25 protein-coding genes and 1 riboswitch are annotated in these 26977 nt (G+C 60.5%); of the genes, 8 read left to right on the top strand and 17 right to left on the bottom strand.

Annotated features, from left to right (window positions below):
• The first annotated feature begins 138 nt into the window (after positions 1-138).
• A complete protein-coding gene (locus UB90_RS17850) occupies positions 139-831 on the top strand; it encodes a metal-dependent hydrolase (protein WP_009176956.1) in 693 nt (230 codons plus the stop codon).
• The gene (locus tag UB90_RS17845; protein WP_005635925.1) at positions 831-2000 is read left to right on the top strand and encodes a M24 family metallopeptidase; all 1170 of its coding nucleotides are present in this window, start codon (positions 831-833) and stop codon (positions 1998-2000) included. The genes UB90_RS17850 and UB90_RS17845 overlap by 1 nt, the downstream gene beginning before the upstream one ends.
• A gap of 256 nt (positions 2001-2256) precedes the next feature.
• Here the strand turns inward: UB90_RS17845 and UB90_RS17840 are convergent, their stop codons facing one another.
• The 5 genes from UB90_RS17840 to UB90_RS17820 form a co-directional block, all read right to left on the bottom strand.
• Positions 2257-2859: a DNA-3-methyladenine glycosylase I gene (locus tag UB90_RS17840; protein WP_065325745.1), complete on the bottom strand. Its 603-nt coding sequence runs from the start codon at positions 2857-2859 to the stop codon at positions 2257-2259.
• Positions 2856-3143, bottom strand: a complete 288-nt coding sequence (locus UB90_RS17835; RefSeq protein WP_227512103.1) for a YciI family protein — start codon at positions 3141-3143, stop codon at positions 2856-2858. The genes UB90_RS17840 and UB90_RS17835 overlap by 4 nt, the downstream gene beginning before the upstream one ends.
• Before the next feature lie 23 nt (positions 3144-3166).
• Entirely contained in the window at positions 3167-3748 is a 582-nt protein-coding gene (locus UB90_RS17830; protein ID WP_065325743.1) for a TetR/AcrR family transcriptional regulator, read from the bottom strand.
• Between the two features lie 87 nt (positions 3749-3835).
• The gene (locus tag UB90_RS17825; RefSeq protein WP_065325742.1) at positions 3836-4660 is read right to left on the bottom strand and encodes an aminoglycoside phosphotransferase family protein; all 825 of its coding nucleotides are present in this window, start codon (positions 4658-4660) and stop codon (positions 3836-3838) included.
• Positions 4657-5109: a nucleoside deaminase gene (locus UB90_RS17820; RefSeq protein ID WP_065325741.1), complete on the bottom strand. Its 453-nt coding sequence runs from the start codon at positions 5107-5109 to the stop codon at positions 4657-4659. The genes UB90_RS17825 and UB90_RS17820 overlap by 4 nt, the downstream gene beginning before the upstream one ends.
• Before the next feature lie 63 nt (positions 5110-5172).
• On the opposite strand from UB90_RS17820, the gene UB90_RS17815 reads away from it, so the two are divergent.
• The 4 genes from UB90_RS17815 to UB90_RS17800 all read left to right on the top strand — a co-directional run bounded on the left by UB90_RS17815 (position 5173) and on the right by UB90_RS17800 (position 9670).
• On the top strand, positions 5173-6420 hold the full coding sequence (locus UB90_RS17815) for a pseudouridine synthase (protein ID WP_081285616.1): 1248 nt from the start codon (positions 5173-5175) through the stop codon (positions 6418-6420).
• A 164-nt stretch (positions 6421-6584) separates the two neighbouring features.
• Positions 6585-7493 carry a 5-bromo-4-chloroindolyl phosphate hydrolysis family protein gene (locus UB90_RS17810; protein ID WP_065325739.1) on the top strand — a complete coding sequence of 303 codons (909 nt, stop codon included), beginning with the start codon at positions 6585-6587 and terminating at the stop codon, positions 7491-7493.
• Between the two features lie 22 nt (positions 7494-7515).
• Entirely contained in the window at positions 7516-8706 is a 1191-nt protein-coding gene (locus UB90_RS17805) for a toxic anion resistance protein (RefSeq protein ID WP_005652065.1), read from the top strand.
• On the top strand, positions 8681-9670 hold the full coding sequence (locus UB90_RS17800) for a DUF2927 domain-containing protein (protein WP_227512238.1): 990 nt from the start codon (positions 8681-8683) through the stop codon (positions 9668-9670). Before UB90_RS17805 ends, UB90_RS17800 begins: the two co-directional genes overlap by 26 nt.
• Positions 9671-9698: 28 nt before the next feature.
• Here UB90_RS17800 and UB90_RS17795 read toward each other — a convergent pair whose 3' ends face one another.
• The 9 genes from UB90_RS17795 to UB90_RS17755 all read right to left on the bottom strand — a co-directional run bounded on the left by UB90_RS17795 (position 9699) and on the right by UB90_RS17755 (position 22127).
• Complete coding sequence (locus UB90_RS17795; RefSeq protein ID WP_065325738.1) at positions 9699-10322, bottom strand: glutathione S-transferase family protein; 624 nt, start codon at positions 10320-10322, stop codon at positions 9699-9701.
• A gap of 110 nt (positions 10323-10432) precedes the next feature.
• Positions 10433-12145 carry a thiamine pyrophosphate-binding protein gene (locus tag UB90_RS17790; RefSeq protein WP_065325737.1) on the bottom strand — a complete coding sequence of 571 codons (1713 nt, stop codon included), beginning with the start codon at positions 12143-12145 and terminating at the stop codon, positions 10433-10435.
• A 524-nt stretch (positions 12146-12669) separates the two neighbouring features.
• On the bottom strand, positions 12670-14910 hold the full coding sequence (gene ptsP / locus UB90_RS17785) for a phosphoenolpyruvate--protein phosphotransferase (RefSeq protein WP_065325736.1): 2241 nt from the start codon (positions 14908-14910) through the stop codon (positions 12670-12672).
• A gap of 347 nt (positions 14911-15257) precedes the next feature.
• Complete coding sequence (locus tag UB90_RS17780; RefSeq protein WP_065325735.1) at positions 15258-16496, bottom strand: aspartate kinase; 1239 nt, start codon at positions 16494-16496, stop codon at positions 15258-15260.
• Positions 16497-16631: 135 nt separating this feature from the next.
• Positions 16632-18080, bottom strand: a complete 1449-nt coding sequence (locus UB90_RS17775) for a TrkH family potassium uptake protein (RefSeq protein WP_065325734.1) — start codon at positions 18078-18080, stop codon at positions 16632-16634.
• A gap of 47 nt (positions 18081-18127) precedes the next feature.
• Positions 18128-18754: a hypothetical protein gene (locus UB90_RS22865; protein ID WP_065325733.1), complete on the bottom strand. Its 627-nt coding sequence runs from the start codon at positions 18752-18754 to the stop codon at positions 18128-18130.
• A 231-nt stretch (positions 18755-18985) separates the two neighbouring features.
• Positions 18986-20089 (bottom strand): GTP cyclohydrolase FolE2, encoded by a 1104-nt coding sequence (gene folE2 / locus UB90_RS17765; RefSeq protein WP_065325732.1) that lies wholly within the window; start codon positions 20087-20089, stop codon positions 18986-18988.
• A 193-nt stretch (positions 20090-20282) separates the two neighbouring features.
• A complete protein-coding gene (gene metZ / locus UB90_RS17760; protein WP_065325731.1) occupies positions 20283-21470 on the bottom strand; it encodes an O-succinylhomoserine sulfhydrylase in 1188 nt (395 codons plus the stop codon).
• A 77-nt stretch (positions 21471-21547) separates the two neighbouring features.
• Positions 21548-21626: riboswitch (SAM riboswitch) on the bottom strand.
• A gap of 99 nt (positions 21627-21725) precedes the next feature.
• Positions 21726-22127 (bottom strand): hypothetical protein, encoded by a 402-nt coding sequence (locus tag UB90_RS17755; protein ID WP_065325730.1) that lies wholly within the window; start codon positions 22125-22127, stop codon positions 21726-21728.
• Positions 22128-22412: 285 nt separating this feature from the next.
• Here UB90_RS17755 and UB90_RS17750 point away from each other — a divergent pair, with 285 nt between their 5' ends.
• Entirely contained in the window at positions 22413-23345 is a 933-nt protein-coding gene (locus tag UB90_RS17750) for an alpha/beta hydrolase (protein ID WP_065325729.1), read from the top strand.
• 221 nt (positions 23346-23566) lie between these two features.
• Here the strand turns inward: UB90_RS17750 and UB90_RS17745 are convergent, their stop codons facing one another.
• A complete protein-coding gene (locus UB90_RS17745; RefSeq protein WP_065325728.1) occupies positions 23567-24205 on the bottom strand; it encodes an inner membrane-spanning protein YciB in 639 nt (212 codons plus the stop codon).
• A gap of 44 nt (positions 24206-24249) precedes the next feature.
• Entirely contained in the window at positions 24250-25155 is a 906-nt protein-coding gene (locus tag UB90_RS17740; protein WP_065325767.1) for a DMT family transporter, read from the bottom strand.
• Positions 25156-25262: 107 nt separating this feature from the next.
• On the opposite strand from UB90_RS17740, the gene UB90_RS17735 reads away from it, so the two are divergent.
• Positions 25263-25754 (top strand): MgtC/SapB family protein, encoded by a 492-nt coding sequence (locus UB90_RS17735; protein WP_065325727.1) that lies wholly within the window; start codon positions 25263-25265, stop codon positions 25752-25754.
• A 36-nt stretch (positions 25755-25790) separates the two neighbouring features.
• Here UB90_RS17735 and ftsY read toward each other — a convergent pair whose 3' ends face one another.
• Entirely contained in the window at positions 25791-26957 is a 1167-nt protein-coding gene (gene ftsY, locus UB90_RS17730) for a signal recognition particle-docking protein FtsY (RefSeq protein ID WP_065325726.1), read from the bottom strand.
• Positions 26958-26977: the final 20 nt, after the last annotated feature.

Genomic DNA, 26977 nt, shown 5'->3' with positions numbered 1-26977 from the left:
CATGAGAGCGGGCGGGAGCGCTGCCCCTGCTCTATCGTCTTTCATGACTTCATCACAGCCATGGATTTTTCCCAAACCCCTGATAGGGTCACGTAAAAGACATTCCACATACTTCTTGGACAACGCGGAGAACGGCGCATGAAACTGATCTGGCTAGGTCACGGCGGCTTTCGTCTGGAAACGGGCGAGACCACCCTCCTCATCGACCCTTGGCTTACCGGCAACCCGATGCTGGACGACAGCCAGCATGATGCCGCCACCAAGGGGGCCACGCATATCCTGTTGACCCACGCGCATTTTGATCACGTGGCAGACGTGCTTGGCCTTGCCAAACACCTCTCGATCCCGATCATCGGCCAATATGATCTGATGGGCTATTGGGGTGAAACCGAAGGCGTGGAAACCCTGGGCTTTAACAAAGGGGGCACGGTCGATGTGGGCGAGACCCGCGTGTCGATGGTGCCCGCCTCCCATTCCAACACGTTTTCCACCCGCGACGGGCTGCGCACCGCTGGCAGCGAAGTGGGCTATATGATCCAAGCCGAGGGACAGATGATCTATGTCTCGGGGGATACGGACATTATGGCCGATATGGACTGGATGGGAGACTACTACAAACCCGACATCGGCATCCTATCGGCTGGTGGCCATTTCACCATGGATATGAAGGCCGCCGCCTATGCCGCAAGGCGCTATTTTGCCTTCAAAACGGTCATTCCCTGCCACTATCGCACCTTTCCATTGCTGGAACAGAGCGCACAGGACTTGATTGACGGGCTTCCCGGCGTCAACGTCATCGAGCCACAGGTTATGAAAGAAATCGAGTTCTAATGCCCGCCAACGATTTTACCACCACCGAATACGCCCGCAGATTGGAAAAGACCCGCCGCGCCATGGCAGCACAGGGCCTTAAAACACTGGTGATCTGCGATCCTTCCAACATGGCATGGCTCACCGGCTACGACGGCTGGAGCTTTTATGTCCCGCAGGCAGTGATTCTGCATGAAAACGGCATGCCGATGTGGTGGGGCCGCACTCAGGACAAGCCCGGCGCCGCATTGACCACCTGGTTGGAGGCCGATCATCTCTTTGACTGGCCCGAAGAACACGTCCAACATCCCGATCACCACCCGTTTGACTCGCTGGTGGATCTGCTGCGCGAATATGGCTGGACCGAAGCCATCGGCGTGGAGATGGACAACTACTATTACTCCGCCCGCAGCCATGAGATTCTGGAAACCGCCTTTGGCCGCGATGCCTTTGCGGATGCCACGGGCCTTGTGAACTGGCAACGCGCGGTCAAAAGCGAACAGGAACTGCAGTTGATGCAGGCAGCAGGCAAGCTCTCGGCGCATATGCACGGGGTACTGCGCGCGGAATTCAATGAAGGCATTCCCAAAAACGCGCTGGTGGCACGGGTGCAGGCCGCAGGTATCGAGGGTCTGCCGCTTCTGGCCGGGGATTATCCGGCAATCTCACCCATCGCGCCCTCGGGCATTGAGGCCTCAGCCTCGCATATCACCTGGAATGACCGCCCCCTGGCCCCCGGCGAGGCAACCTATTTCGAGATCTCGGGCTGCGTGCGCCGCTATCATTGCCCGATCAGCCGCACGCTGTTCCTCGGCAGCCCGCCCGAGGACATCCGCCGCGGGGAAAAGGCAATCCTGCAGGCGATCGAAGACACATTCGCCGTCGCCAAGCCCGGTGTCACCTGCGAAGAGGTCGCCGCCTGCGTCTATGAGAGCTTTGGCCGCGCGGGCTACATCAAGGGCAACCGCACCGGCTATCCGGTTGGCCTCAGCTACCCACCGGATTGGGGCGAGCGCACGATGTCGCTGCGTCCAGGCGATACCACCAAGCTCGAAGAGAACATGACGTTCCACCTGATGCCGGGTCTGTGGACCCCGGACTGGGGCATGGCGATCACCGAGACCTTTGTGGTGACCCCGAACGGCGGCGAGGCTCTGGTCGATGTGCCGCGCGAAATTGTGGTGAAGTAACTCGGTCCCTCAACCGGTCGGCTTCACTGGCAGGCGGGTGACCTCCCGCCCGTCAGCGAGGTTTATAAAAAACCACGCTTCCCGTTGGGCCAAGCGCCGCGCGCCCGAAGGGCGCGCGGCGCGGGTCGCTTTGGGCAAAGCCCAAAGCGAAATCCCTCAAACCCGACAGTCGCATGGTAATCCCCCGTTTTTGCGGGGGCTGTCGTAGATCCACGCGGCCATCTGCAGTTTCAGGCCAATGGTCACAGGCCAATCGTCAGAGAGGAACCGAAAACGCCCGGCGCGCCTCAGCCGCCAACGGGCGACAGTAGCAGCCCTCAGCGTGATCGTTGACCAAACCCATCGCCTGCATAAAGGCAAAACAGGTGGTTGGTCCGACGAATTTCCAGCCCCGTTTTTTCAAGTCCTTCGACAGCGCGACTGACTCTGGGCAGGTGGAGACGGTCTGCGGCTCTGGGGGTGTTTTGACCTCGTAGCGCCAGAAGAATGCGGCCAGAGATCCCTCGCTGGCCTCCATCTCGACCGCGCGCGCGGCATTGTTAATGACCGCCTCGATCTTGCCGCGATGACGGATGATGCCGGCGTCCTGCAACAATGCGGCGACCTTCTCCGGGCCATACCCCGCCATGCTGTGATAGTCGAACCCATCAAAAGCCGCGCGAAAGTTCTCGCGTTTCGACAGGATGGTGCGCCAACTGAGGCCGGACTGGAAACTCTCCAGACAGATCTTCTCAAACAGCCTCCGGTCGTCCCCCACCGGAAAGCCCCACTCCGCATCGTGGTAGGCATCAAACTCCGGTGCCGTGGCCGACCATGCACAGCGCTGCTGGCCATCCGAGCTTGTGACAACACGGCTCATCCGGCCACCTTCAGGAACCCCAGCCGCGCATCGGTGCGCGCGGGCGTAAATCCGGTGATCTCAGCCGTGACGATGCCCTCCTGCACAAAAGGGTCTGCCGCCACCCGCGCCTCCAGCGCGTCGCGCTCTTCGCCGAAAGCAAGGATCGCGCCCCCTGCGCCATCATCCAAAGAACCCGCCGCAAGGAAAATCCCATCGGAAAACCCCTGCGCCAGCCATGCTTTATGCGCCTCCATAGCTTCTCCGGCGCGGGTCTTCTCTTTGGTGAATTTTAAAAAGATCACAAACAAGGCGATCCTCCCTCTTGTTATGAATAATCGGCGGATTGCGCCGCGATTTGCTGTGCCACCCAATCCGTCATCTGCGCGACCTCTGCCTCGATCAGCGCCTCGTCGCCAAAGGCCTGTGCTAGCGCTGCGACGCCCTGACTGCGGCCCATCAGATGCGTGGCGAGCGCCTTGGCGTCGCGCTCTACACCGGCGCTGCGAAATTGCACCGCGAGCCAGTCTATGAAGAGTGTGAACAGCTCCGCCGCGCGTGCTTGGGCGATGTGATCAAGCTTTGAAAGCTCGCTCACCAATGTGCCTACAGGGCAGCCCCATGACATGATCTTGGCGCGGTTGCGGATCAGGATGCGGATGAAACAGGTGATGCGCGCCAGCGGCGTGTCGCCCTCGGCCTCCCACGCGGTCAGCATCGCGGCTGTGCGCGACAGGCGCAGGTCGATCACCGCATCAAGGATTTCGTCCTTGGTTTTGAAATGATAGTAGAAATTGCCGCGCGACAGCCTCAGGGGCGCAGCAATATCGGCCAGCGAGGTGGCCTCATACCCACGCTCATAAAACAGCACATCGGCCTGTTCGACGATCCGCTCTCTCGTGCTGGGCATCGCCACTTCATCCTCGGCTAAGACATAATACAGGCGCAAATATGACGATTAGGTCAAGCGCCCTAAAGCATCAGTAGGACAAGTGACCTAACCCGGCAAGCCCTTTTCAGCCACCCTCAGCATTTGACGTAACAAGGCACGCTCTTGTGGGGCCTCCTGCCCGGACCAGAGCATTGAGAGCAACAGCTTGGCAATGGCCCATCTGAGCTGCTCCTTCGCGCCACATCCCGCCACACGCCCCCACGTGATCGCGCGGTGCCGGATCACCTGCGCATCAGCTGCAAAAGCGTGACACCCGCGCGGATGGCGAAACGCATTGGCCAGTTCATACGCCCGCGGCCCCGCCAATCCCTTGGCATCAAAAGCCCGCAGCCCCTGCGCAGTGTGAATGATGTTATCGTGATGCAGATCACCGTGCAGGGCGACACTCTCAGCCGCACCGCGCTGCATCTTATCCAAACAGGCCCACGCGATGCTTTGCGCCTCGCGCACCTCAGGGGCGGTAAAACAGGCATCCCGCAACGGCGCCATGATTTCGGCCACCGACAGCAGCCCGTCTGCGCAAACCTCTGCTGCAAACAACCGTGCTGCCACCTTGGCCAACCCGTGATCTGCGGTCTTTTCGCCCTGTGTACGCGCCAGTTCCCCAAGCGATGGTCCCTGAAGCCACTCCATCACCACTGAATCTGATGACCGCGCAAACACCCGCACGGCCCCGGCACCCTCGACACGCTCCAGATAGGCTAGGCCGCTGGTTTCATTTCCCATATGCCCGGCGGGATAGTATTTCAGCGCTGCCTGCGTGCCAGTTTTCTGCCGCACCCGCCAGACTATGGCGCGCGCGGTTTCAGCGATCAACTCTGGCGCACTCAGTCCAAAGCGGTGCAACAGGTCTGTGGGGGGCAGGCTCATCCGCGCCGTTTCGCAAAAAAGGCCCTCAACAACGCTTCTGACTGTGATGCAGAAAACCCGTCATAAACCTCTGGCACATGGTGCGCCTGCGGGTGGTCGAACACGCAGGCACCGTGGGCCACGCCACCGGATTTCGGATCAGACGCGCCGTAGTACACCCGCGCGACGCGGGCGGCGGCAATGGCAGCGGCACACATGGCGCAGGGCTCCAGCGTTACATAGAGATCATGCCCCGTCAGCCGCTCACTGCCCAGTGCCGCGCAGCCCGCGCGGATCACCAGCACCTCGGCATGGGCTGTGGGATCGTTGAGTTCGCGGGTTCGGTTGCCTGCCCGCGCCACCACCTCGCCCGAGGGGCTGACCAGCACCGCACCCACCGGCACCTCACCGCGCGCAGCGGCGGCCTGCGCCTCTTCCAGCGCCTCTGCCATGAAGGATCGAAACTCCATGTGTGCCTTGCCCCTTTCTGTCGCCAAACCGCCCGCACTATAGGTCGCGCATCCCTGCAATGGATGCTTTCGCCGCCCTCGCGAATAGGCTATGGCAGCGCCATGAGCAAGAAAACCCCATCCTCCCCCTCCGCGCATCGCGCAGCCAAAGGCACCCGGCCACAGGCGAAACCCTCAGCGAAGCCGCGCGGTCCCCAAGCCCCGCAGGCAAGCGCAACAGGGGACGCGCGGCCCTCTACGGAGGGCGACCGCATTGCCAAGGTGCTCTCACGCGCCGGTGTGGCCTCACGCCGTGAGGCGGAGCGGATGATTGCCGAGGGCCGCGTTGCGGTCAACGGCGCGGTGATCGACAGCCCGGCGCTCAACGTGACCGGCAGTGATCGCATCGTGGTGGATGGCACCCCCCTGCCCGAGGCCGAGGCCCCGCGCCTGTGGCTCTACTACAAACCCACCGGTCTGGTGACGACCAATTCGGACGAAAAAGGCCGCAGGACGATCTTTGACGAATTGCCCGAGGATCTGCCGCGGGTGATGACGGTCGGGCGCCTCGACCTCAATTCCGAAGGTCTGCTGCTGTTGACCAACGACGGCGGCGTCAAACGCCAGTTGGAGCTGCCCTCCACCGGCTGGCTGCGCCGCTACCGGGTGCGCATCAATGGCCGACCGCAGGACCATGAATTCGATGTGCTGCGCAAAGGCGTGGTGATCGACGGCGAACGCTTCCAGCCGATGACCGTAAACCTTGATCGTCAGCAGGGCGCCAATGCCTGGCTCACCATCGGGCTGCGCGAAGGCAAGAACCGCGAAATTCGCCGCGCCATGGAAGAGGTCGGCTACCCGGTGAACCGCTTGCTGCGGATCTCTTATGGTCCGTTCCAACTTGGCACGCTGAAGGAAGGCGAGGTCGAAGAGCTGCGCCCCCGTGTGGTGCGCGACCAGCTGGGTCTGGCCGCCCCCGAGGGCGACAGTGAAGCCAAGAAAAAACCCACCCGCCCCGCACGTGGGCCGCGCAATCCCGGTGGAACCCCCGGCGCAAGACCGGCTGGCAAAGGCGGCAGTGCGCCAAAGGGCCGCCCCACCCGCCAAGGGGCTGGTAAGGGATCGGGAAAGCCGTTTGAGGGCAAAACCTTCTCTGGCAAAGCTTCTGCGGGTAAATCCAGCGCTGGCAAACCGTCTGGTGGCAAACCCTCCGGCACCAAGAGCTTTGGCTCAAAACCCGCAAGCGGCGCGGGCGCGCGCAAAACCGGTGGGCCTTCTGGCGGCAAATCAGCCCCCGGAGCACGGCGTTTTGGCAAAAAACCGCAAGACTGAGCCCCCCGGAGCGGACTTCCCCCTAGCAGGAGCGCCTGCAATCCCCTAGGTTTCAATATGTTGGGGAAATGTTGGGGGCCAAAACGGTGCAAACCATCGCCTATGTTGCGTTGCTGATCCTGATGCTGGGCATCGGGACCGGTTGGATCGTCGGGGTCTGACGTATGGCACAACGGTTTGGCGGTAAGTTCAGCCCTTCAGCTCAGCAATCCACCCGTCCCGATGGGCGCCCCACAGGCAATTCCCGCATGATGGCCAGCGCACGGGTTAATCCCGTCGGCCTACGTGCGAACCTGATGTTCGTGCCTGCGGCGATACTCATGCTGTTTTCACTGGGTGCTGGCGCATCCGGTTTGGTCCTCGGACTGATCGGGGCCGGCCTCTGGGCTGCATCCGCTGTGATGCTACGCGAAGGGCTTAAGGCGCAAGCCGCCTATGAGGCGCGCAAAGTCGCGCGCCGCCCCGCCCTGCCCCGCAAGATCCTTGCCAGTCTGTTATGCGGCCTCGGCGGCGCGGTGGGCGCATGGTCCAGCGAGCCGGGCGTGATCACCGCCGCACTCTATGGTGTGGCTTGCCTCGGGCTGCATCTGGCCGCCTTTGGCATCGATCCCCTCAGCGACAAGGGCGTCGAGGGCATTGACGAATTTCAAAGCTCCCGCGTGGCGCGTGTGGTGGATGAGGCCGAAACCCATCTGGCGGCGATGAAAGACGCGGTGTTGCGCGCCAAGGATCGACAGGTGGAGCTGCGCGTGGATCAGTTTCAGGCGGTGGCGCGCGATCTTTGCCGCACCGTCGAAGAAGACCCGCGCGATCTGACCGCCGCGCGCAAATATCTGACCGTCTATCTGCTTGGTGCGCGGGACGCGACGATCAAGTTTGCCGATATCTTTGCCCGCAGTGGCAATGTCGAGGCGCGCGCGGACTACCTCGCGCTGCTCGACGATCTGGAACAGAATTTCGCCGCCCGGAATGAAAAACTCCTGCTGGAGGACCGGGGCGATCTGAATATTGAAATTGATGTGTTACGCGCCCGATTGGAGCGCGAAGGCGTCCAACTGGACCGCCCCTCTTAACCTGACAGGAAAGGCCTGGCCCATGTCTGAGACCATTCAGAAAAAAGCAGTGGAAGCTGAAACTCTGGTGAAAGAAGTGACGGATGTCACCCTGCCCGAGCCCAAAGGCGAGCTTGCCACGCTTGAGGCTGCAGACCCCGAGACCTCTACCGCGATCCGTCGCCGCATCGACGAGATCGACATGGGCGACACCAATTCGATCATCTCCTTCGGCTCTGCCGCGCAGGGCGAATTGCAGCAGATCTCTCAGGCAATGCTCACGGATGTGCGCAACAAGGATGTCGGCCCTGCCGGTGATTCCTTGCGCGATATCGTCACCACCATTCGCGGCTTTTCGGTGTCGGAACTGGACGTGCGCCGCAAGCCGACCTTCTGGGAGCGCCTGTTGGGCCGCGCCGCGCCCTTCGCAAAATTCACCGCCAAATATGAGACCGTGCAGGGCCAGATCGACAAGATCACCGACAGCCTCTTGGCGCATGAGCACACGCTGCTGAAAGACATCAAATCGCTTGATGTTCTCTATGAGAAGACGCTGGACTTCTACGACGAACTGGCGCTTTACATCGCGGCCGGTGAAGCCAAGCTGGCCGAGTTGGACGCCACCGAGATCCCCGCGCTGGAGGCCGCAGTTCAGGCTGCACCAGAGGATGATCAGGTCATCAAAGCACAAGAGCTGCGCGATCTGCGCGCAGCCCGTGACGATTTGGAACGCCGCGTGCATGACCTGAAACTCACCCGTCAGGTGACCATGCAGTCCCTGCCCTCCATTCGTCTGGTGCAGGAAAACGACAAATCGCTGGTCACCAAGATCAACTCGACGCTGGTGAACACCGTGCCGCTCTGGGAAACCCAGCTGGCGCAGGCGGTGACCATCCAACGCTCTGCCGAAGCCGCAAATGCGGTACGCGATGCCAACAACCTCACCAATGAGTTGCTGACCGCCAATGCCGCCAACCTGCGCGAGAGCAACAAGGTCATCCGCGAGGAAATGGAGCGCGGCGTCTTTGATATCGAGGCGGTCAAAAAGGCCAATGCCGACCTGATCGGCACCATCGAGGAAAGCCTGCAAATTGCCGACGAGGGCAAACGCAAGCGCGCCGAAGCCGAGACCGAGCTGAAGAAGATGGAAACCGAGCTGCGCGACACATTGGCGGCGGCCAAGGCCCGCAAGGACGGGGTCGGCGACAATGCTGGCACCGCCGTGCCCAAGTGAGCCTGACCGCGTGACCCCTCGCGACAATACCAGAAACGGAGCGCGGCCACTGGGCGCGCTCCTTGCCTTGAGCGCCGCTCTGGCACTTGGCGGCTGTCTTGCGCTTGCGCCCGGCCCCAAGGATACGCCACGCCCAACCCCGCGCCCAATCAAACCGGTCTATACCCCATCGGTGGAGGCGCAGACGCTCACCAAATACTATGCCGACCTGGAACAGGACCTGCTCACGCGCGGGCTCTTGCGTACGGATGGCGGCGGGCCTGAAACGCCCTATGACGCCGAAGATCTGGCGGAACGCTTTGAGACCCTTGCGTTTTACGATGAATACGCCAGCGCCACCGATGGTGGTGCCGGGGGCATGGGACGCTGGGAACAGCCCGTGCGGCTGGTGCCGATCTTTGGGCCCTCGGTGACCAAAGCACAGGCCGAGAAGGACCGCGCCACCCTCACCGCCTATGCCGCACGACTGGCCCGGATTACCGGCCATCCGGTCACGGTCGGCACCAGCGGCAACTTCACCGTGCTCTTTGCCGGGGTGGATGATGCGGATTTTGTCGAGGATAAAGTCCGCCGCCTGTTGCCCAATCTCTCAGATAGCGATGTGGCGCTTTTTGCGACACCACCACGCAAGTTCTATTGCCTCGTTTTTGCAGGCGGGCCTCAGCGCGATCCGCTCAACTACAGCCGCGGCGTGGCCTTGATCCGCGCGGAACAGCCGGATCTGATGCGCGAGAGCTGTATCCATGAGGAAATCGCCCAAGGCCTTGGCCTGCGCAACGACAGCCCCAAGGCGCGGCCTTCAATCTTTAACGACGATGATGAATTTGCCCGCCTCACCAGCCATGATGAGAAGCTCTTGCAGATCCTCTATGATCGCCGTCTGCGCGTTGGCATGAGCGCGCCTGAAGCAAAACCCATCGTTGAACGCATCGCCCAAGAGGTGATGGGGGATCTGTCCCTCTGATCGCCGCGCCGCGCTCAAGCGCGCGGCCTCACCCTTGTGGTATCTGGTTCACGTGATCAGGCACATGATAGCCGCGTTGGACAGCGGGCCGTGCCGCGATGCGCTGGTACCATTTGCGCACATGCGGGTAGTCGCGCAGATCAATCTCTTGCCATTCATGTCGTGACACCCATGGCCAACAGGCAATGTCGGCGATGGTATATTCGCCGATGATATAGTCGCGCCCCTCTAGGCGACGGTCCAGCACCCCATAAAGGCGCCGCGCCTCTTCGCCATATCGCTCTTCGGCGTAGGTGGAGACACCGCGATTGTATTTCAGGAAATGATGCGCCTGCCCCAGCATCGGGCCAAACCCCGCCATCTGCCACATCAACCATTCATAAATCTCGATGCGGTTTTCGCGCGGCAGAAACTGGCCGTATTTTTCCGCCAGATAAATCAGGATCGCCCCGGATTCCATCAAGGTCACGCCCGTTTCATTGTCGCGAATTGCCGGGATCTTGTTGTTGGGGCTGATGGTCAGAAACTCCGCCTCCAGCTGCTCACCCTTGGTGATATCCACCGCGTGCACATTATAAGGAACATTGAGCTCCTCCAGCAGGATCGAAACCTTGCGCCCATTGGGCGTATTCCAACTGTAGAGGTCGATCATCGGATTCTCCGCTCTGGTCCTTCTGCGACGCAGAATGACGCGGGACAACGGCCCGCGTCAATCAAGTCTTTGGAAAATATTGGAATATTCAACTTTGAAGCGCGTAGGCTTCAGCTTTTTCCCTTGCTCTCACCCTCAGCCCGCACCGCCGAGAGCGACTGGTTCGGGGTCAATGCTTCGGGATCGACCACGATTTCGATCATATAGCCGCCCTTGGCGCTGCGCGCACGTTCCAGTGCGGCCGGGAAGTCATCGGTTTTCAACACCCGCTCGCCCGTGATCCCAAATGAGGCCGCGTAGGCCACAAAATCCGGGTTCACCAGTTTGGTGGCCATGACCTTGCCAGGATGGTGGCGTTCCTGATGCATACGGATGGTGCCATACATGCCGTTGTTCACCACCACATAGATGACATCCGCCCCGTGCTGAACAGCCGTCGCCAGCTCTTGCGAGGTCATCATGAAACAGCCATCCCCGGCCATCGCCACCACGGTGCGATCCGGGTGCTCCAGCTTGGCCGCAACTGCGGCAGGAACCCCGTAACCCATCGAGCCGCTGGTGGGCGCAAGCTGGGTGCGATAGGCGCGGTGCTGGTGAAACCGATGCAGCCAGACCGTGTAGTTCCCGGCCCCATTGGTGTAGATCGTATCGTCCGGCAGGGTCTCGCTCATGTGGCGCACCACATGGCCCATGTTCACGTCGCCCGGCACCTCGGTCGGGGTCTGGAACGCAAGGTAGTCGGCGCGCTGTGCCTGCACCCAATCGGACCAGACATATGGCCCATCGGGCACGGTGATTGCATCGGCCGCATCAAAGAACAGCTCTGGGTCGGACTGGATCGCCAGATCGGGCTGATAGACCTGCCCCAGCTCTTCTGCTCCGGGATGAACATGCACAAATGTCATCTGTGGATGCGGAATGTCGATCAGCTCATAACCTTGGGTTGTCATCTCGCCAAGGCGCGGGCCAACCGTAATCAACAGATCAACCTCTTCGCGCAACCGCTTGCGAAGATTGGGAATTGGGGCGATGCCTACGGGGCCGACGTAGTTGTCGTGCCCGTTGTCCACATAGTCCTGACTGCGAAAGGACGTGGTCACCGGCAGACCCAGCCGTTCTGCAAAAGCCAGTGCCTTTTGCGCACAGCTCTCACTCCAGCTGGGACCGCCCACCATCAGCATCGGGCGTTCGGCGCGGGCAATCATCGCCTGCAGCGTCTCAATATCCTGTGCCGCCGGTGCAGTGCGTGCGTGCGGTGTCACCCTAAGGTCTGCCACCGCGACCTCGTCGGTCAGCATGTCCTCAGGCAGCGCCAAGACCACCGGACCGGGGCGACCTGACAGCGCCGTTTTCCACGCGCGCGCCATATATTCGGGGATACGGGCGGCATCGTCGATCTGCGCCACCCATTTGGCCATCTGGCCAAACATGCGGCGATAATCAATCTCCTGAAAGGCCTCGCGATCCACCATCTCGCGCCCGACCTGCCCGATCAGCAGAATCATCGGGGTAGAATCCTGAAATGCGGTATGCACGCCGTTCGATGCATTGGTGGCCCCTGGTCCGCGCGTCACGGCGCAGATTCCGGGCTTGCCGGTCATCTTACCGTAGGCATCTGCCATGTTCGAGGCACCGGATTCGTGGCGGCACGTCACCACTTTGATGGTCTCTTGGTGGGCATGGAGCCCGTCCAGCAACTCCAGATAACTCTCTCCGGGGACGCAATAAATCGTATCAGCCCCGAGGATCTGCAGCTGGTCTGCAAGAATTCTGCCACCGCTGCGAAGCGGGGCTGCGTTGGGCTGTGCTTTGTCGCTGGACATCTGTTCGTTTTCCTCTCCTGAACGCCGCGATCATAACTATTTAATAAGTTAATCCCAGACCTCTCGCCGGTGATTTCGCCACATTTACGGCGCCCCTGTCATTTTGACGAAATCGCTCATTTATGATCGTCAAAGATAGGTCTTTGGTCTGTAGAAAACGGACTGATGTGATGTGGATAACCTCGCGTTTTCGCTATTTCGGCAGATGGTTACGCCGATCATTCGCTGTGGAGAACAGCTTTCGTCACTTCGCCATCGCGACCGTCTCTTGTTGGTACGGAGGGGCACGTGGCCAGCAGGTAGCTTGACGCAGAAAACACGCCAGATCCGAGGAACTTTTGGCTCTGGCTAAAAGATCAAATTTATCTAAAATTTGAAACTAATTTAACGATGCTGGGGCGCGTGGCCTAGATAATGTCCGAATAGGAAAACCATTTTCACGCTTCAGCGAATGAATTCGCAGCGTAAAATGCAGCGCGGCCGCCCTCGTTGAAGGCGACCGCAGGATCAGACGTCATGCAAGCTCAGAGTTCGCGCAGGTACTGCATGACCGCCGGCCGCACCGTCTGATCACCACGATGGCGTGCATCAGAGATGATCTTGCGCAGCTCGCCCAGATCCACCCGCATCAGCAGCGATTTAACCGGACCGATGGAGGCCGGGCGCATCGACAAGGTACGGATGCCCATGGCTGCAAGACACACCGCTTCAATCGGGCGCCCCGCATCCTCGCCGCAGAAACTGAGCGGGGTGCCGGAGATATCGCAGCGCTCCACGATGCGCTCAATAAAGCTCAGGAAGCTCACATTCAGCGTATCGTAGCGTTTGCGCACGCGCTCGTTTTCACGGTCCGCCGCAAAGAAGAACTGCTTAAGATCGTTGCCCCCGATTGACAGAAAATCCACCTCTTCAAAGAACTTGAGCGGTGCAAAGCCAAGCGAGGGCGTTTCCAGCATCGCGCCAATTTCCAGCGAAGAAGGCAGAACATGGCCCAACCGACGTTCCCGTTCGATGGTCTTGGCCACCTCTTCGCGCGCAAGGCGGTATTCCTCAAACTGCGCCACAAATGGGAACATGACCGTCAAAGGCCCGCCATTCGCCGCCCGGATCAACGCCTGCAGCTGCATCCGCATCACACCAGGTTTATCCAGCCCCACCCGGATCGCGCGCCAGCCGAGTGCCGGGTTCGGCTCATCGGTGGGCTTCATGTAGGGCAGAACTTTATCAGAGCCGATATCGAGCGTGCGGAAGATCACCCGCTTACCGCCCGCGGCCTCAAGAACGCGCTGATAGAGGCTCACCAGTTCCGAGCGTTTCGGCATCTGGTTGCGTACGAGGAATTGCAGCTCGGTGCGAAACAGGCCCACGCCTTCGGCGCCAGAGTTATTCAGCGACGGCAAATCGGCCATCAGACCTGCGTTCATCAGCAGGTTAATCCTTTGCCTGTCGGTGGTTATGGCAGGCTTCTCACGTATGGAGGTATAGCGCTCCTGCGCTTGTGCCTGCATGGCGATCTTGTCACGAAAGGCGCTGACGACGGGATCATCGGGGCGCAAATGCACCACGCCATTGTCCCCATCGACCAGCACATGATCACCGTTCAGACCCTCTGTCGTGATGCGCGCCGCGCGCACCACCAGCGGAATCGCCAGCGCCCGTGCCACAATCGCCGCATGAGAGCCAACGGAACCTTCCTCAAGGACGATCCCCTTGAGCTTGCGGCCATATTCCAGCAATTCCGCCGGGCCGATATTGCGGGCCACCAGAATGGGGTTTTCCGGCAACTCAGCGCCAGTGTCCTTGCCCTGACCTGTCAGAATGCGCAGCAAGCGGTTCGAGAGATCATCCAGATCGCTCAGGCGTTCGCGCAAATAGGCGTCCTGTACCTGCGCCATACGGCCACGGGCGAGGGATTGCTCTTTTTCCACCGCAGCCTCGGCGCTGAGGCCACGCGCAATGTCTTCTTCCATGCGCCGCATCCAGCCCTTGGAGTTGGCAAACATCCGATAGGTTTCAAGAACCTGCGCCTGCTCCTTATCTCCGCTGGAGGACACCTGTAGCATCTTGTCGACGCCCACACGCAGCTCATCCACCGCCTCTTGCAGGCGCTCCAGCTCGCGGTGGGGATCATCGGCAATCGGGTTGGTGACCACCACGCGGGGTTCATGCAGCCAGATGTTACCCTCAGCCGCCCCTTCCTGCGCGGTAATCCCCTTCAATAGTACCGACTGCTGGTGCAGCGGCGACATCGCCGAGCCCTCGCCCACAAACGCGCCAAGTTCGGTCATCTCGGCAATGACCATGGCCACCACCTCAAGCGCGTAGACCGCATCTGCGGAATATTCCCGGCTCTCCTTGGACTGCACCACCAGAACGCCCATCATCTCGCCCAGACGCTGGACCGGGATACCAAGGAAGGAGGAAAACCGCTCCTCTCCGGTCTCTGGCATATAGCGAAAGCCGCGCGCGCTGGGGGCGTCGGGGGTGTTGATGACCTTGCCGGTGCGCGCCACGCGCCCCACCAGCCCCTCGCCCACACGCATACGGGTCTGGTGAACGGATTCGCGGTTCAGACCTTCAGTGGCGCAAAGTTCCAGTGTTTCTTCGTCGCGAAACAGATAGATGGAGCACACTTCGGTGCCCATGCTGTCGGCAATCAGCTGAGTGATCTTATCAAGGCGGGCCTGCCCTGCATCATCTCCTGCCATGGCCTCGCGCAGACGACCCAGAAGCTTTCTGCTTTCGGATTCCGTGTTCTCAACCATGTTGGCCCTTTCTCGGGTTATTCATTTGACGCCACGGATGCCCTGTTACCCACCCGTCCGAGTCCGGCGTTCTGAATAGCAGATGACGCTTATGCGCATCAACTCTCTTCACACCACACGCGGGGTCACAGGCAATGTGTCGGCTGGCCGGGGCGCTGGCAAGAGGTTTTGCAGCAAATACCGCTGCGTGCAGAGCTGGTGCCCGTCGTATTTGCATCTCTCAAACGCCGCGGCCTCTCTAGCTGCAGCGCAGCAAATAGAGACAATGAACTCAATGAATTAGACTGTTTAAACAAAAACGCGCCGGAGGAGCCCCCGGCGCGCAAAAAGATCAGCGGCAACGCATATCAGCTTGCCTTGTCGAGCTCGAATGCGTCGTGCAGCGCCTGCACCGCGAGCTCCATATACTTGCGATCCACCAGCACAGAGATCTTGATCTCGGAGGTGGTGATCACCTTGATATTGATGCCCTCATCCGACAGCACCTTGAACATCTTCGCGGCAACGCCGGACTGCGACCGCATGCCGATCCCAACGACGGAAATCTTGGCCACGCCGGTATCCGCCACCAGCTCACCGTAATTCAGCTCGCCCTTTTCCTTGTAGGCGCTGAGCGCAACCTCGGCGCGCTGAACCTGATCTGTGGGGCAAGAGAAGGTCATATCAGTGCGGCCATCTTCAGAGATGTTCTGCACGATCATATCGACGTTCACGCCCGCATCAGAGAGGCAGCCAAAGATGGTCGCCGCAATGCCGGGACGGTCCGCGACCGAGAGACAGGTCAGCTTGGCCTCATCACGAGAGTAGGCAACGCCGTTAACAACATTGGATTCCATGATTTCCTCCTCGTCGCAGACCAGTGTGCCGGCCTCGTCGGATTGTTCTTCAAAGCTGGAGAGCACGCGCAGTTTGACCTTGTAGCGCATGGCCAGTTCCACAGAGCGGGTTTGCAGCACTTTTGCACCCAAGGATGCCAGTTCCAGCATTTCCTCAAAGGCGATCTTGTCGAGCTTGCGCGCCTTTTCACAGATGCGCGGATCGGTGGTGTAGACGCCGTCCACATCGGTATAGATGTCGCAGCGCTCGGCCCCAAAGGCCGCCGCAAAGGCAACCGCCGTAGTATCAGACCCGCCGCGCCCCAATGTGGTGATGCGACCCTCAGGCGAAACCCCCTGAAAACCTGCAACCACGGCCACCTTCATACCCTCGCCGAACTTGGCGTTGATATTGTCAGTGCCGATGTCCTCGATCCGGGCCTGACTATGGGCGGAGTTGGTCTTGAGCGGCACTTGCCAGCCCTGCCAGCTGCGCGCGGGCACGTCCATTTCCTGAAGCGTCAGCGCCATCAGCCCGGCGGTCACGTTCTCACCAGAGGACACAACCGCATCATATTCACGCGCATCATAAAGCGGCGAGGTCTCGCCCACCCAGCCGACCAGCTCATTGGTCTTGCCAGACATGGCGGAGACGATGACGATCACGTCATAGCCCTTGGCAACTTCGACGCCAACACGTTTGGCGGCGCGGCGAATGCGATCCAGATTGGCGACGGATGTGCCGCCGAATTTCATCACAAGTAGGGGCATGAGGTGTGGTTTCCCTCCGCTTGCGGGGTTAAAGGTTCGCGCGTTCTTAGGCGAGCGACCGCGCAAGAGCAAGATGGCCCAGCCCTTTATTTCAAGGCCAAGGGCGTTTTGCGCAACCTTCAGCCCCAGATAGGCTTAGCTGCGCCAGAAACGAACCGTCAGGATGGCATAGACCGCCATCAGTTCCAGCCGCCCGATCAGCATGGCAATCGCCAGAATCCACTTGGCGGTATCATTCAGCGGCGCAAAGTTGCCCGCAGGTCCTATGATATCGCCCAGACCGGGGCCGATATTGGCCACTGCGGTTGCGGCACCCGAAATCGCGGTAATGAAATCCAGCCCCGTCAGCGCCAATGCCCAGGCCACAATACCCAGCGTAATGACAAAGAACATAAAGAAGGAGATCACCGAACTCAGCACATCCGGCGTCACAGGACGGCCCTGATAGCGCGGCACAAACACCCCATTGGGCGAGCGGATCCGCTGTACCTGCACCCGAATGGAGGCAAAGAGCAGCTGATAGCGGAAGATCTTCACCGAACAGGCTGTCGAGCCCGCACAGCCCCCGATCAGCCCGACAAAGAAGAAGATCATGATCAAAAACGGCCCCCAGCCCATATAGTCGACACTGGCAAAACCGGTGCCCGACATGATGGAGACGATATTGAACAGTGCTTCTCGCACTGCCTGTTCGGGGTGGTGCGGAAACACCGTGATCAACACGCCCGCTGTCACCCCGACGAGCACAAAGATGGTCCAGAGAAACGCGCGGATCTGGCTGTCATGCAGCAGCGGTGTCATCTGCCCGTTCACCAATTGCACATAGCGCACATAGGGCAGCGCCGAAGCAATCATAAAGAGCGAGGCCGCATATTCCGCCGGACCAGAGAAGGTCCCGAAAGAGGCATCATAGTTTGAAAACCCGCCCGTCGACATGGTGGTCATCGCATGCACCAACGCATCAAAAGGCCCCATGCCCAAGACGGTGTAAACCAGCGCGCACACCATGGTGAGAACCAGATAGATCACCGAGATCTGCTTGGCGATCTCCTGCGCACGTGGCAGGATTTTTCCCATGGTATCAAAAGCTTCAGACTTGAAGATCTGCATGCCCCCCACCCGCAGTTCGGGCAGGAACACCATGGCCACCACAATAATGCCGATACCACCCAACCATTGCAGAATGCCCCGCCACAACAACAGCCCACGCGGCAGATCATCCAAGCCCGAAATCACCGTTGAGCCCGTTGTGGTCAGCCCAGACATCGCCTCAAAGAACGCATCGGTAAAGCTCAGCTCGGTCGCGCCCAGCATCAGGGGCAACGCCCCGAATAGGGGCAGCACCACCCAAACAGATGTCGTCAGCAAAAAGGTCTGGCGGATCGACAGGCCGCGCCCCACGCCATTGGCGCAGGTCAGGGCCAGAATGCCCCCGACCAGCAGGCAAAACAGGGCGCTTTCCAAAAACACCGGCCACTCCCCCTTGCCATCATAGAGGTCAAGGAGAAGCGGAAAGACCATGGTGCCGCCCAAAATGGCGACAAGCAGGCCGATGACATATCCGACGGGGCGCAGATCCAACATGAGGCGCAGCGTTGGCAACCCCCGCTCAGACTGTCAAGCCAAAGCGATCACGACTTGTCTTTTGTGCCCTCTTTGCCGGCTTCCTTGGCGGGCATTGCAGGCGGCGTCGCTGGTGCACGGGCGCGCCTGCGCGGAGCTGGCTGGCTGGATTTGGGCGCTGCGACTGGACCTGCGGCGCCGGGTGTAGGTGCCGCTGGCTCTGGTTTGGCAACCGGTGCGCGCGCTACAGATTCCGTAGGATTTGCAGTTTTTTCCGCAGCAGCTTTTGCATCCACAGCCTGCGCGGGTGGCGCCGCTTTGGGTGCCGGGGCCTTTTCAGCCGTTGCTTTCTTCACCGGAGCCTTCTTGGCCGCAGCTTTAACCGGGATCGCTTTTGTCGCCACCTTTCGGGCGGCGGGCTTGCGCGCTGCAGGTTTGCGTGGCTGAGCGGGCTTTTTGGCAGGCGCGGCCGCCGCAGGGGGCACCGCCTCAGCAACAACAGAGCCACTGGGCAAACCGCTGATCCACTCCTGCTGCGCTTTCAGCAGCGCTTGCGCCAGATGCAACTGGCGCTGCGGGGCTTCTGCCACCAGCGCCGACACAGCGCGCATCATCTTCATTTGCTGACCCAAGGCATAACCTGCCCAAGCCTGCGGGGTTGTGGGGATGTCTTTGAAACCTTCAAACCGGATCATGTGATCTCCTCGGCGTCGATGATTGTCGCACATAAACGGGCAAGGCGCCCTGTCGACTGACGCAAGCGCCCCCTCACGACTCAGGCTAACATGATTTTCCTTCGCAACAGCAGAAAAATGCCGCGATGCGGCAAAAACCAGCACCCGACCTCCGATGAAAGGGGCCTTGTCTTCATCTTCTTATAAATATCTCGGGGAGCGCGAGGGGCAGCGCCCCTCGCATTGATCGCCTCAACCGCGATGGATCAGAGTTGAGAACAGCTGCGGGTCAAGGCTCGGTGCGGCGAACATCACCCCTTGCGTCAGCACCGAGACCGCATCATGGCTGTGCAGGCTTTCCTGATGGCTCGCCACAACCCGGAAATCGCCGACGCGCGCGTCGCTTTGCAGCGCCTCGCAGAACAGCCGTGCTGCATCCTCCACAAAGATAGGATTGGCCGCATTCAACTCCGCAAAGGCCTGCTCGTCCTCGCGTTTGACCATCACCTGCGTCTCGGTCGGCACTGCGCGGCGACAATGGTCGATCAGGTCCTCAAACCACAGACAGCCGCTATCCTGCTCCATTTGCACGGAAATCCGCGCAACGGAGCGCTGCGAATGTGGCGTCGCCAACTGCCCGCGTGCCTGACGCGCATGCTCCGAAAGCTCAAGCGAACAGGGACAGGTGGAGGAGTAAACGTAATCCAGATGCACGATGCGATGACGTTGCCCGCCCATTTGCACCAGTTCCAGCGCCACGTCGTAATACTGATAGCCCGACAGACCCGAACGCAGGCTCTCCACCTTCACCGGAAAGGAAAACCGCATCTGAAGCCGCGCATCACCGCTCTCAAGATCACTGAGGTAATCCTCAAGCGCCGCTTCCATCACATCAAAGGAGAACACTTTTTCCGCATGTTTGTAGAAGCTGCGCATGATGCGGGACATGTTGATGCCCTTTTTCTCCGCATCGAGGCTCACGGTGCCAGTCACACTGGTTTCCAGCGTCAGATCGCCGTTGTCGCGGGTATGAAAGCGGATCGGCAGGCGGAAATTGGAAATACCGACATGCTGGATCTGCTCTTTTGCGCCCCGGATCAGGCTGGACGGGCCGTTTTGCAGATCCGGCAGCGTGGCGCGATAGGTCTCGGATGCGTCAAATTCTTCCGGGTACTGGCGCTTCAGGTCAGGATAGTTTTGCACTTCCCGGCCCGGCAAAAGCCGCGCAATGGCAGGGTCCAGCTGCGCCACTTCCGCCTCGCTCGCCTCATCCGCCCAACGGCGCAACACAGCCAGCGCCTCTTCGGCGTCTGAGCGATCTGGCGTATCGTTCACATCACGAGAATGGATATTCATGAACCCGTACTCCTGTCCCAGCAGCAAAGCGTCTGCTCGCAATTATCTAGGGTAGTACGTCAGGAAACACAAAACAGATCACCTAAAAACGCCACTAAAGGTCTCTGATCTGACCTTTTGAACCACCTCACCTGACCCATGGGTGAGGCCGCAGCGGAGCCAATGGCCCCTGCTGCGGCAGCTTTCTGCTGCTTTAACGCACTGCCTGAAGGGCTTGTTTCACATCCGCAATCAGATCGTCCGTATCCTCAAGCCCGACGGAGAACCGCACCAGCCCGTCGGTGATCCCAAGTTCCGTGCGCTGATCTTCGGACAGGCGCTGGTGGGTGGTGGTCGCCGGATGCGTCGCAATGGATTTCGCATCGCCCAGATTGTTGGAAATCACCGGGATCGTCAGCGCATTGAGGAAGGCAAAGGCCGCGTCCTTGCCGCCCTTGATATCCAGTGACAGCACCGTGCCGCCCTTGCCGCCCAATTGCCGCTGCACCAGATCATTCTGCGCATGAGTCTTCAGACCCGGATAGATGGTGCGCGCCAAGGCCGGATGACCGTCCAGCGCCTCGGCGATCTGCAGCGCGCTTGCGGCCTGTGCGTTGACCCGCAGATCAATGGTTTCCAGTCCTTTAACGAACATCCAGGCATGAAACGGGCTGAGCGAGCCGCCAGTGTGTTTCATGTAAGGCTCCAGCGTGCCACGGATGTAATCCTTGCTGCCCAGCACCACGCCCCCCAGCGCGCGCCCCTGCCCGTCGATATGTTTGGTGGCCGAGTAAACCACCACATCCGCACCCTGTTCGATGGCATTGGAAAACACCGGCGTAGAGAACACATTGTCGACCACAACAGTTGCGCCGACCGCATGGGCGATTTCGGCGACGCCTTTGATGTCGATCACCTCGAGCGTCGGGTTCGACATGCTCTCAAAGAACACCGCCTTGGTATCTGCACGCATCGCTGCACGCCATGCGTCCAGATCAGTGCCATCAACAAATGTCACCTCAACCCCATAGCGGGTCAGGATGCTCTCGAGAATATAAAGACAGGACCCAAAGAGCGCCTTGGCGGACACCACATGATCGCCCGCCTTCAGGATCGAGGTTAGCGCGCCATTGACCGCGGCCATGCCGGATGCGGTGGCAAAAGCGTCCTCCGCCCCTTCGAGCAGCGCGATACGTTCCTCAAACATCGCAACGGTGGGGTTGCCATAGCGGGCATAGATAAATTCATCCGGGCCGGTTTCGATAAACCGCGCCTCTGCCTGCTCTGCACTGTCGTAGACAAACCCCTGGGTCAGGAAAATCGCCTCGCTGACCTCGTTATACTGGCTGCGCCGGGTGCCGCCGTGAACCAGTTTGGTGCGTTTGTTCCAGGTCTCAGTCATCGTGTCGCCTCCGCCGGTCACCGCCACTCTCTTGCGGGCCGCGCATAAAAAAACTCCCGTTCGGCCAAGCGAAAGGGAGTCCCGTCGTCCTGACCTCTTTAGCGGCTTTTTTAACGTGGCCCGCAATCCGGTAAACAAATCGCCACGATGCAACATTACGCAGATCCAGCGCAGTGTTGCGGCATGTCGTACTCTCGCGCGTTCTTTGCGTCAAGAGGGGACGCAGCCGACTGCGTCCCGTCAAGCCTTCTGGTGTCAATCCACAAATGGCGTAGAGCCATCCCAGGTGCCTGCAGTCTTTGTCGGGCGTGGCGTCGGACCAGGCGTTGCTGGCACAATAGCCGGAGTCACAACCTGTCCCTGCCCCGCGACAGATGCCTGCCCGCTGGCACAGCGCCCGGAAAAGGTCAGATGGTCCGGCCCGGACGGGAGCATGCTGGTGCGGAACTCCACTATGGGACCGTCGCCGCAAATTATCGCGGAGGCGTTGTCTCTGATCTCCTGCTCGGTGAATGCAACACCGGCGATGCCGCTGAATCGGCCATCGCCATCACTGTTGATGTTCATCTGATTGCTTGCAGGCACGCCACCACCACATGCAGCCACAATGGCGCAAACCGAAATTGCGGCGAGAGGTTTGAAAATGGTTTTGAACATGGGAAGGGTCCTTTTCGATTGGATCTTGGCAAACAGTCCCGGCAAAATCGCAGGGATGCCATCTCGCTACACCATGTAGGTAAAGACAAAATTTGCGAACATCGCCCGATCGCGTGCCAGAGCGGGGCACCCCATGCGCAACAAAGGCCGCGCGCGCGGCCCCGCCTTTGATGTGACATCCCTGCCGCATACCCGGTCGCGTCACCTCCCCGTTACCCAGTCGTCACCTTCCCGTCACTGTAGGCCGCTACCGGATAGGAAAAATCATGGCTTTGGGGGCCTGTGATGGCAGTTATTCGTATCAATGCAGTGGGTGAGACGCCGGTGCTTCATGCGCGGCTCAGGTCGTTTGACGATGGTATCGCACGACTGGCGCATGTGCCGGGGCCTGTGGTGATTATGGTGCATGGCTACAAATACCAGCCCGGCAATCCAAACCACTGCCCGCACCGCCACATCCTGTCGCTTGATCCACAGCATATGCCGTGGCGTGCGCCATCCTGGCCGCGCCAGCTCGGCTTCGGCCTTGGACGGAGGGACGAGGGGCTCGCAGTGGCGTTTGGCTGGGACGCCCGAGGCACGCTGGCCTCAGCGCAAGCACGCGCCTTGGCGGCAGGACGGGCCTTGGCACAAGTGGTGCGCAGCCTGCACGCACAGGCCCCCGCCCGCGACATCCATATCATCGGGCATTCTCTGGGGTCCGAGGTGGCACTGGAGGCCCTTCACTGGCTGCCCGCCGGTGCCGTGGGACGGGTCATCTCTTTGACCGGCGCCAGCTATCAGAGCCGAGCGGCAGCCGCGCTGGCGACACCTGCCGGACGCCGGGCAGAGTTTTTCAACGTCACCAGCCGTGAAAACGATGCGTTTGATTTTATGTTTGAGACCCTGACCCGGTCACCCGAACGTGGCGATCGCGCCATTGGTCAGGGGTTTGAGGCAACAAATGCGGTGACCCTGCAGCTTGATTGCCTCGATACGCTGGAGCATTTGGCGCAGATGGGCCATTCCATCGGCCTGCCGGAGCGGCGGGTGTGCCACTGGTCGTCCTACATGCGCCCGGGCGCGCTGCGTCTGTACAAGCGGCTCTTGCGTCAGCCGGAGCGCACGCCCCTGCCCTTGATGCAGCAACTCCTGCCAGAGGTGCCCGCGCGGCGCTGGTCACGCCTGCTGAGCCTGCGCCCGCAATCAAGCCCGATGCCGATCTGGCAGCGGATCTGACCCACCTCGGACCGCTACCTTCCCTAGGCTCGCTCCTGCCAAATCAAAGACGGGCGTCCTCCCGCCCCTTTCCGCGACAGCCAAAGGCTGCACCAAAAGCGTTGGGCCGGGCGTGAGCCGCGCCTGAAAGGCGCGGCTCACGCCCCCGGCGATGCGCAAAGCGCAGCGCAAACCCTCAAACCGGGTCGCGTTTCAGCTGAAATGATGCGCCGCGTCTGCGCTCACTCAGCCTCACCCTCTTCTTCGATACCGTAGGTCTGAAACAGTTTCGCCTGCGTCATGAAGAACAGGAACATCGCAGCCGTGAGGCCAAAGGTCTTGAAATAAACCCAAGTTTCGGTGCTCATAACCCGCCAGATGACCTCATTGGCCACCGCCAGCCCAAAGAAGAATGCACAGAGGCGACGTGTGAGGATCATCCATCCTTCGTCCTGCAGCGGCATCATCTCTTCCATCACCACCCGAAGGTAGCTTTGCCCCCGCAATAGCCCGATGCCCAAGAGGCCACCAAACAGCAGGTAGATCATCGTCGGCTTCATCTTGAAGAAGCGCTCATCATTGAACCAGACCGACAGTCCCCCGAAGACCACAATCACCACCAGCGTCATCACCTGCATGCGCGACAGCTTGCCGGTGAGCTTCCACAGGATCAGCGTCGACAGCACCATCAGCGGCACAAAGCCAGCGGTGACGATGATGAATCCCTCATAAGAGGTGCCGCCAATCTCAAACACCTGATCCTTGAGCTTGAGATAGGCGATGAAGAACAACACAACCGGGCCGAACTCCAGCAGGTTCTTCACCAAGGGGCTGATTTTGCGCGCCTCACCAGTGGATGCATCGCTTGTCTGTTCGCTCATAGGTGACCTCTCATGTCCCAAATCGTCTCTCTCAGATGGCACCCTCAGCCCCCCATTTCAACAATGACCGCCCCAACGGCGATCAGCGCCATCAGGGCGATGCGGCGTGGGCCGACGGTTTCTTTCAGCACCAGCCAGCCGATGAGTGCTGCAAATACTGTTGATGTTTCGCGCAAGACTGCGGCCTCACCGACCTTATCGAGACGGGTGGCCAGCATGATCGACCCGAAGGAGGCAAAGGCCACCAGCCCGCCGAAAAATCCGCGCAGCATCAAAGGCCCCACCGTCGGCTGATCTGCCCCCATCCGCCGCCACCGCCAATAGGCATAAATCGGCATGGTGATCCCATCGATCATAAAGAACCACGCCAGAAAGGTGAAAGGATCGGCGGTGGCCCGAATGCCATAGGCGTCGTAGGTCGTATAAAGCGCCACAAATGACCCCGTCGCCACCGCAAGCAGCAGCGCAATCCCAAGGGTTTCGCGCGCCGTCACAAGGAAAACAAAGTTATAAACCGCAAGGCCAAAGATCCCCGCCAGCAGCACGCCCACCCCCAGCCACTGCACCGGCGTGAAGGTCTCACCAAAGAGCCAATAGGCCCCGATGACCGCAAACAATGGCCCCGTGCCACGGACCACCGGGTAGACGACGGTGTAGGCGCCCTTGGTATAGGCCATCGCCTGCAGCAGCTTATAGATCACATGGATCACCCAAACGCCGAGGAAAATCAGCCACATATGCGGCTCTGGCCAGGGCACCACAAACAGTGCAAACGGCGCTGCCATCAAGGCATAAGACGCATCAATCGCACCGCGCGACAGCCACGGATCGTGCCGCCCCTTTTGCAGCGCGCCAAAGACGGCGTGCAAGAACGCGGCGGAAACTGCCAAGGTCAAAGCCAGTTGGCGTCCTGCCTCTGTGCCCTCTAGGGAAATCAGCCAGTCGCTCAGCATGTGCTGTCCTTCTCAATGCGAAATCTCAAACGATGAAAACCAAAAACTCGGGAACCATGTCCCGTTGCGCAGGTTGAATACGCGACACGACACCTTGGGGCGCTATGTTCGACACGGCCATTCAGCAGATCACCGAAGAGTTCACCAGCACGTTTTCCGTGGTGCCTGCGCCGGTGGCCTTTGCCCGACTGCTCGCGGCCAGTGCGTTGGCGGCGCTGATCGGGTTGGAGCGGGAGATGCTCGATAAGCCCGCAGGCCTCAAGACTCATATTCTGGTCGCCGTTGCGGCCTGCCTCTTTGTGGTGCTGGGGCGTGAGATTGCCGCGCTTGATTTTGGCGCGGACGCCCAGCGCAACGATCCCCTGCGCATGATCGAGGCGGTCACGGCCGGTGTGGCGTTTCTTGCAGCGGGTCTGATCTTCACCGCCGGGGACCGGGTGCGCAATGTCACCACCGGGGCCTCGCTCTGGCTTGCAGGCGCGATCGGCTTGGGCTGCGGTGCGGGTCAGATGCCGCTGGCGGCGATGGCCACCGCAATTGTCCTCACGGTGCTGTTTGCGCTGCGCCATTTGGAGCGATGGATGACCCGGCATTGAACTCCGATCCTCAGGTCCCGTTTTCAAGCCCCGTCTTCAAACCCCGTCTTCGAGCCCAGTGAGCGCGGCGGCGAACTCCTCGGGGTCAAAGGGTGCAAGATCGTCAATTTGCTCGCCCACGCCAATGGCATGGATCGGCAGGCCGAATTTATCCGCAAGCGCCACCAGAACGCCGCCCTTGGCGGTGCCGTCGAGCTTGGTCATCACCAGCCCCGAGACATCCGCAAGCTGGCGGAAGGTTTCCACCTGCGACAGCGCGTTTTGCCCGGTGGTGGCATCCAAAACCAGAAGCGTGTTGTGCGGGGCTTCGGGATCTTTCTTGCGAATGACACGCACGATCTTTGCCAGCTCTTCCATCAGGTCAGCGCGGTTTTGCAGTCGTCCGGCGGTGTCGATCATCAAGAGGTCCGCACCATCGGCTTCGGCCTTGGTCATCGCGTCAAAAGCAAGACTCGCAGGATCTGATCCTTCGGGCGCAGTCAGCACCGGCACACCGGCGCGGTCGCCCCAGACTTGCAGTTGCTCCACGGCGGCGGCGCGGAATGTATCACCTGCCGCAATCACCACGGATTTCCCTGCCGCGCGGAACTGGCTGGCGAGCTTGCCGATGGTGGTGGTCTTGCCAGAACCATTGACGCCAACCACCAGCACCACCTGCGGTTTAGACGGATAAAGCGGCATCGGACGTGCCACAGGCTCCATCACGCGGGCGATTTCCTGCGCCAGAAGCTCTCGGATCTCGCGACCCGACACCCGGCGCCCCATGCGACCTTCGGCGATATTGGCGGTCACCCGCAGCGCTGTATCGACCCCCATATCGGAGGCAATCAGCATCTCCTCAAGGCTTTCCAGCATATCGTCATCCAGCACCCGACGCGGCTCGGACGCTTTGCCGCGCCCCATGAGCCGACCCAATAGGCCCGGTCTGGATGCCTCCGCCTGCGGTGCAGGGGCGGGCGGAATGATGGGGTCAGGTGCAACGGTGGACGCCCCTGCCGCCGGTGTGTCGGCGGGGGGTGCATCGGCCGGAACTGGCGTTGTCTCTGCCGGAGGCTGCGTCTCTTGAACAGGCGCGGGGTCCGGGGTGGTCTCCGGCACGGGGTCCGGGGTCACGGCCCCCTCTTCCACAATCGCATCCACCTCCTTGCCGAGGCGGGATGAGGATTTCAGCAACCGTTCCTTGAGCTTTGAAAAAAGCGCCATCTGGGTCTCCGCAGGGTCGT

Source organism: Tritonibacter mobilis, from assembly GCF_001681715.1.
GTDB classification, from domain to species: Bacteria; Pseudomonadota; Alphaproteobacteria; order Rhodobacterales; family Rhodobacteraceae; genus Epibacterium; species Epibacterium mobile.
The sequence above is the reverse complement of the archived record's forward strand: the minus strand, read 5'-3'. Positions and strand labels throughout refer to the sequence as shown.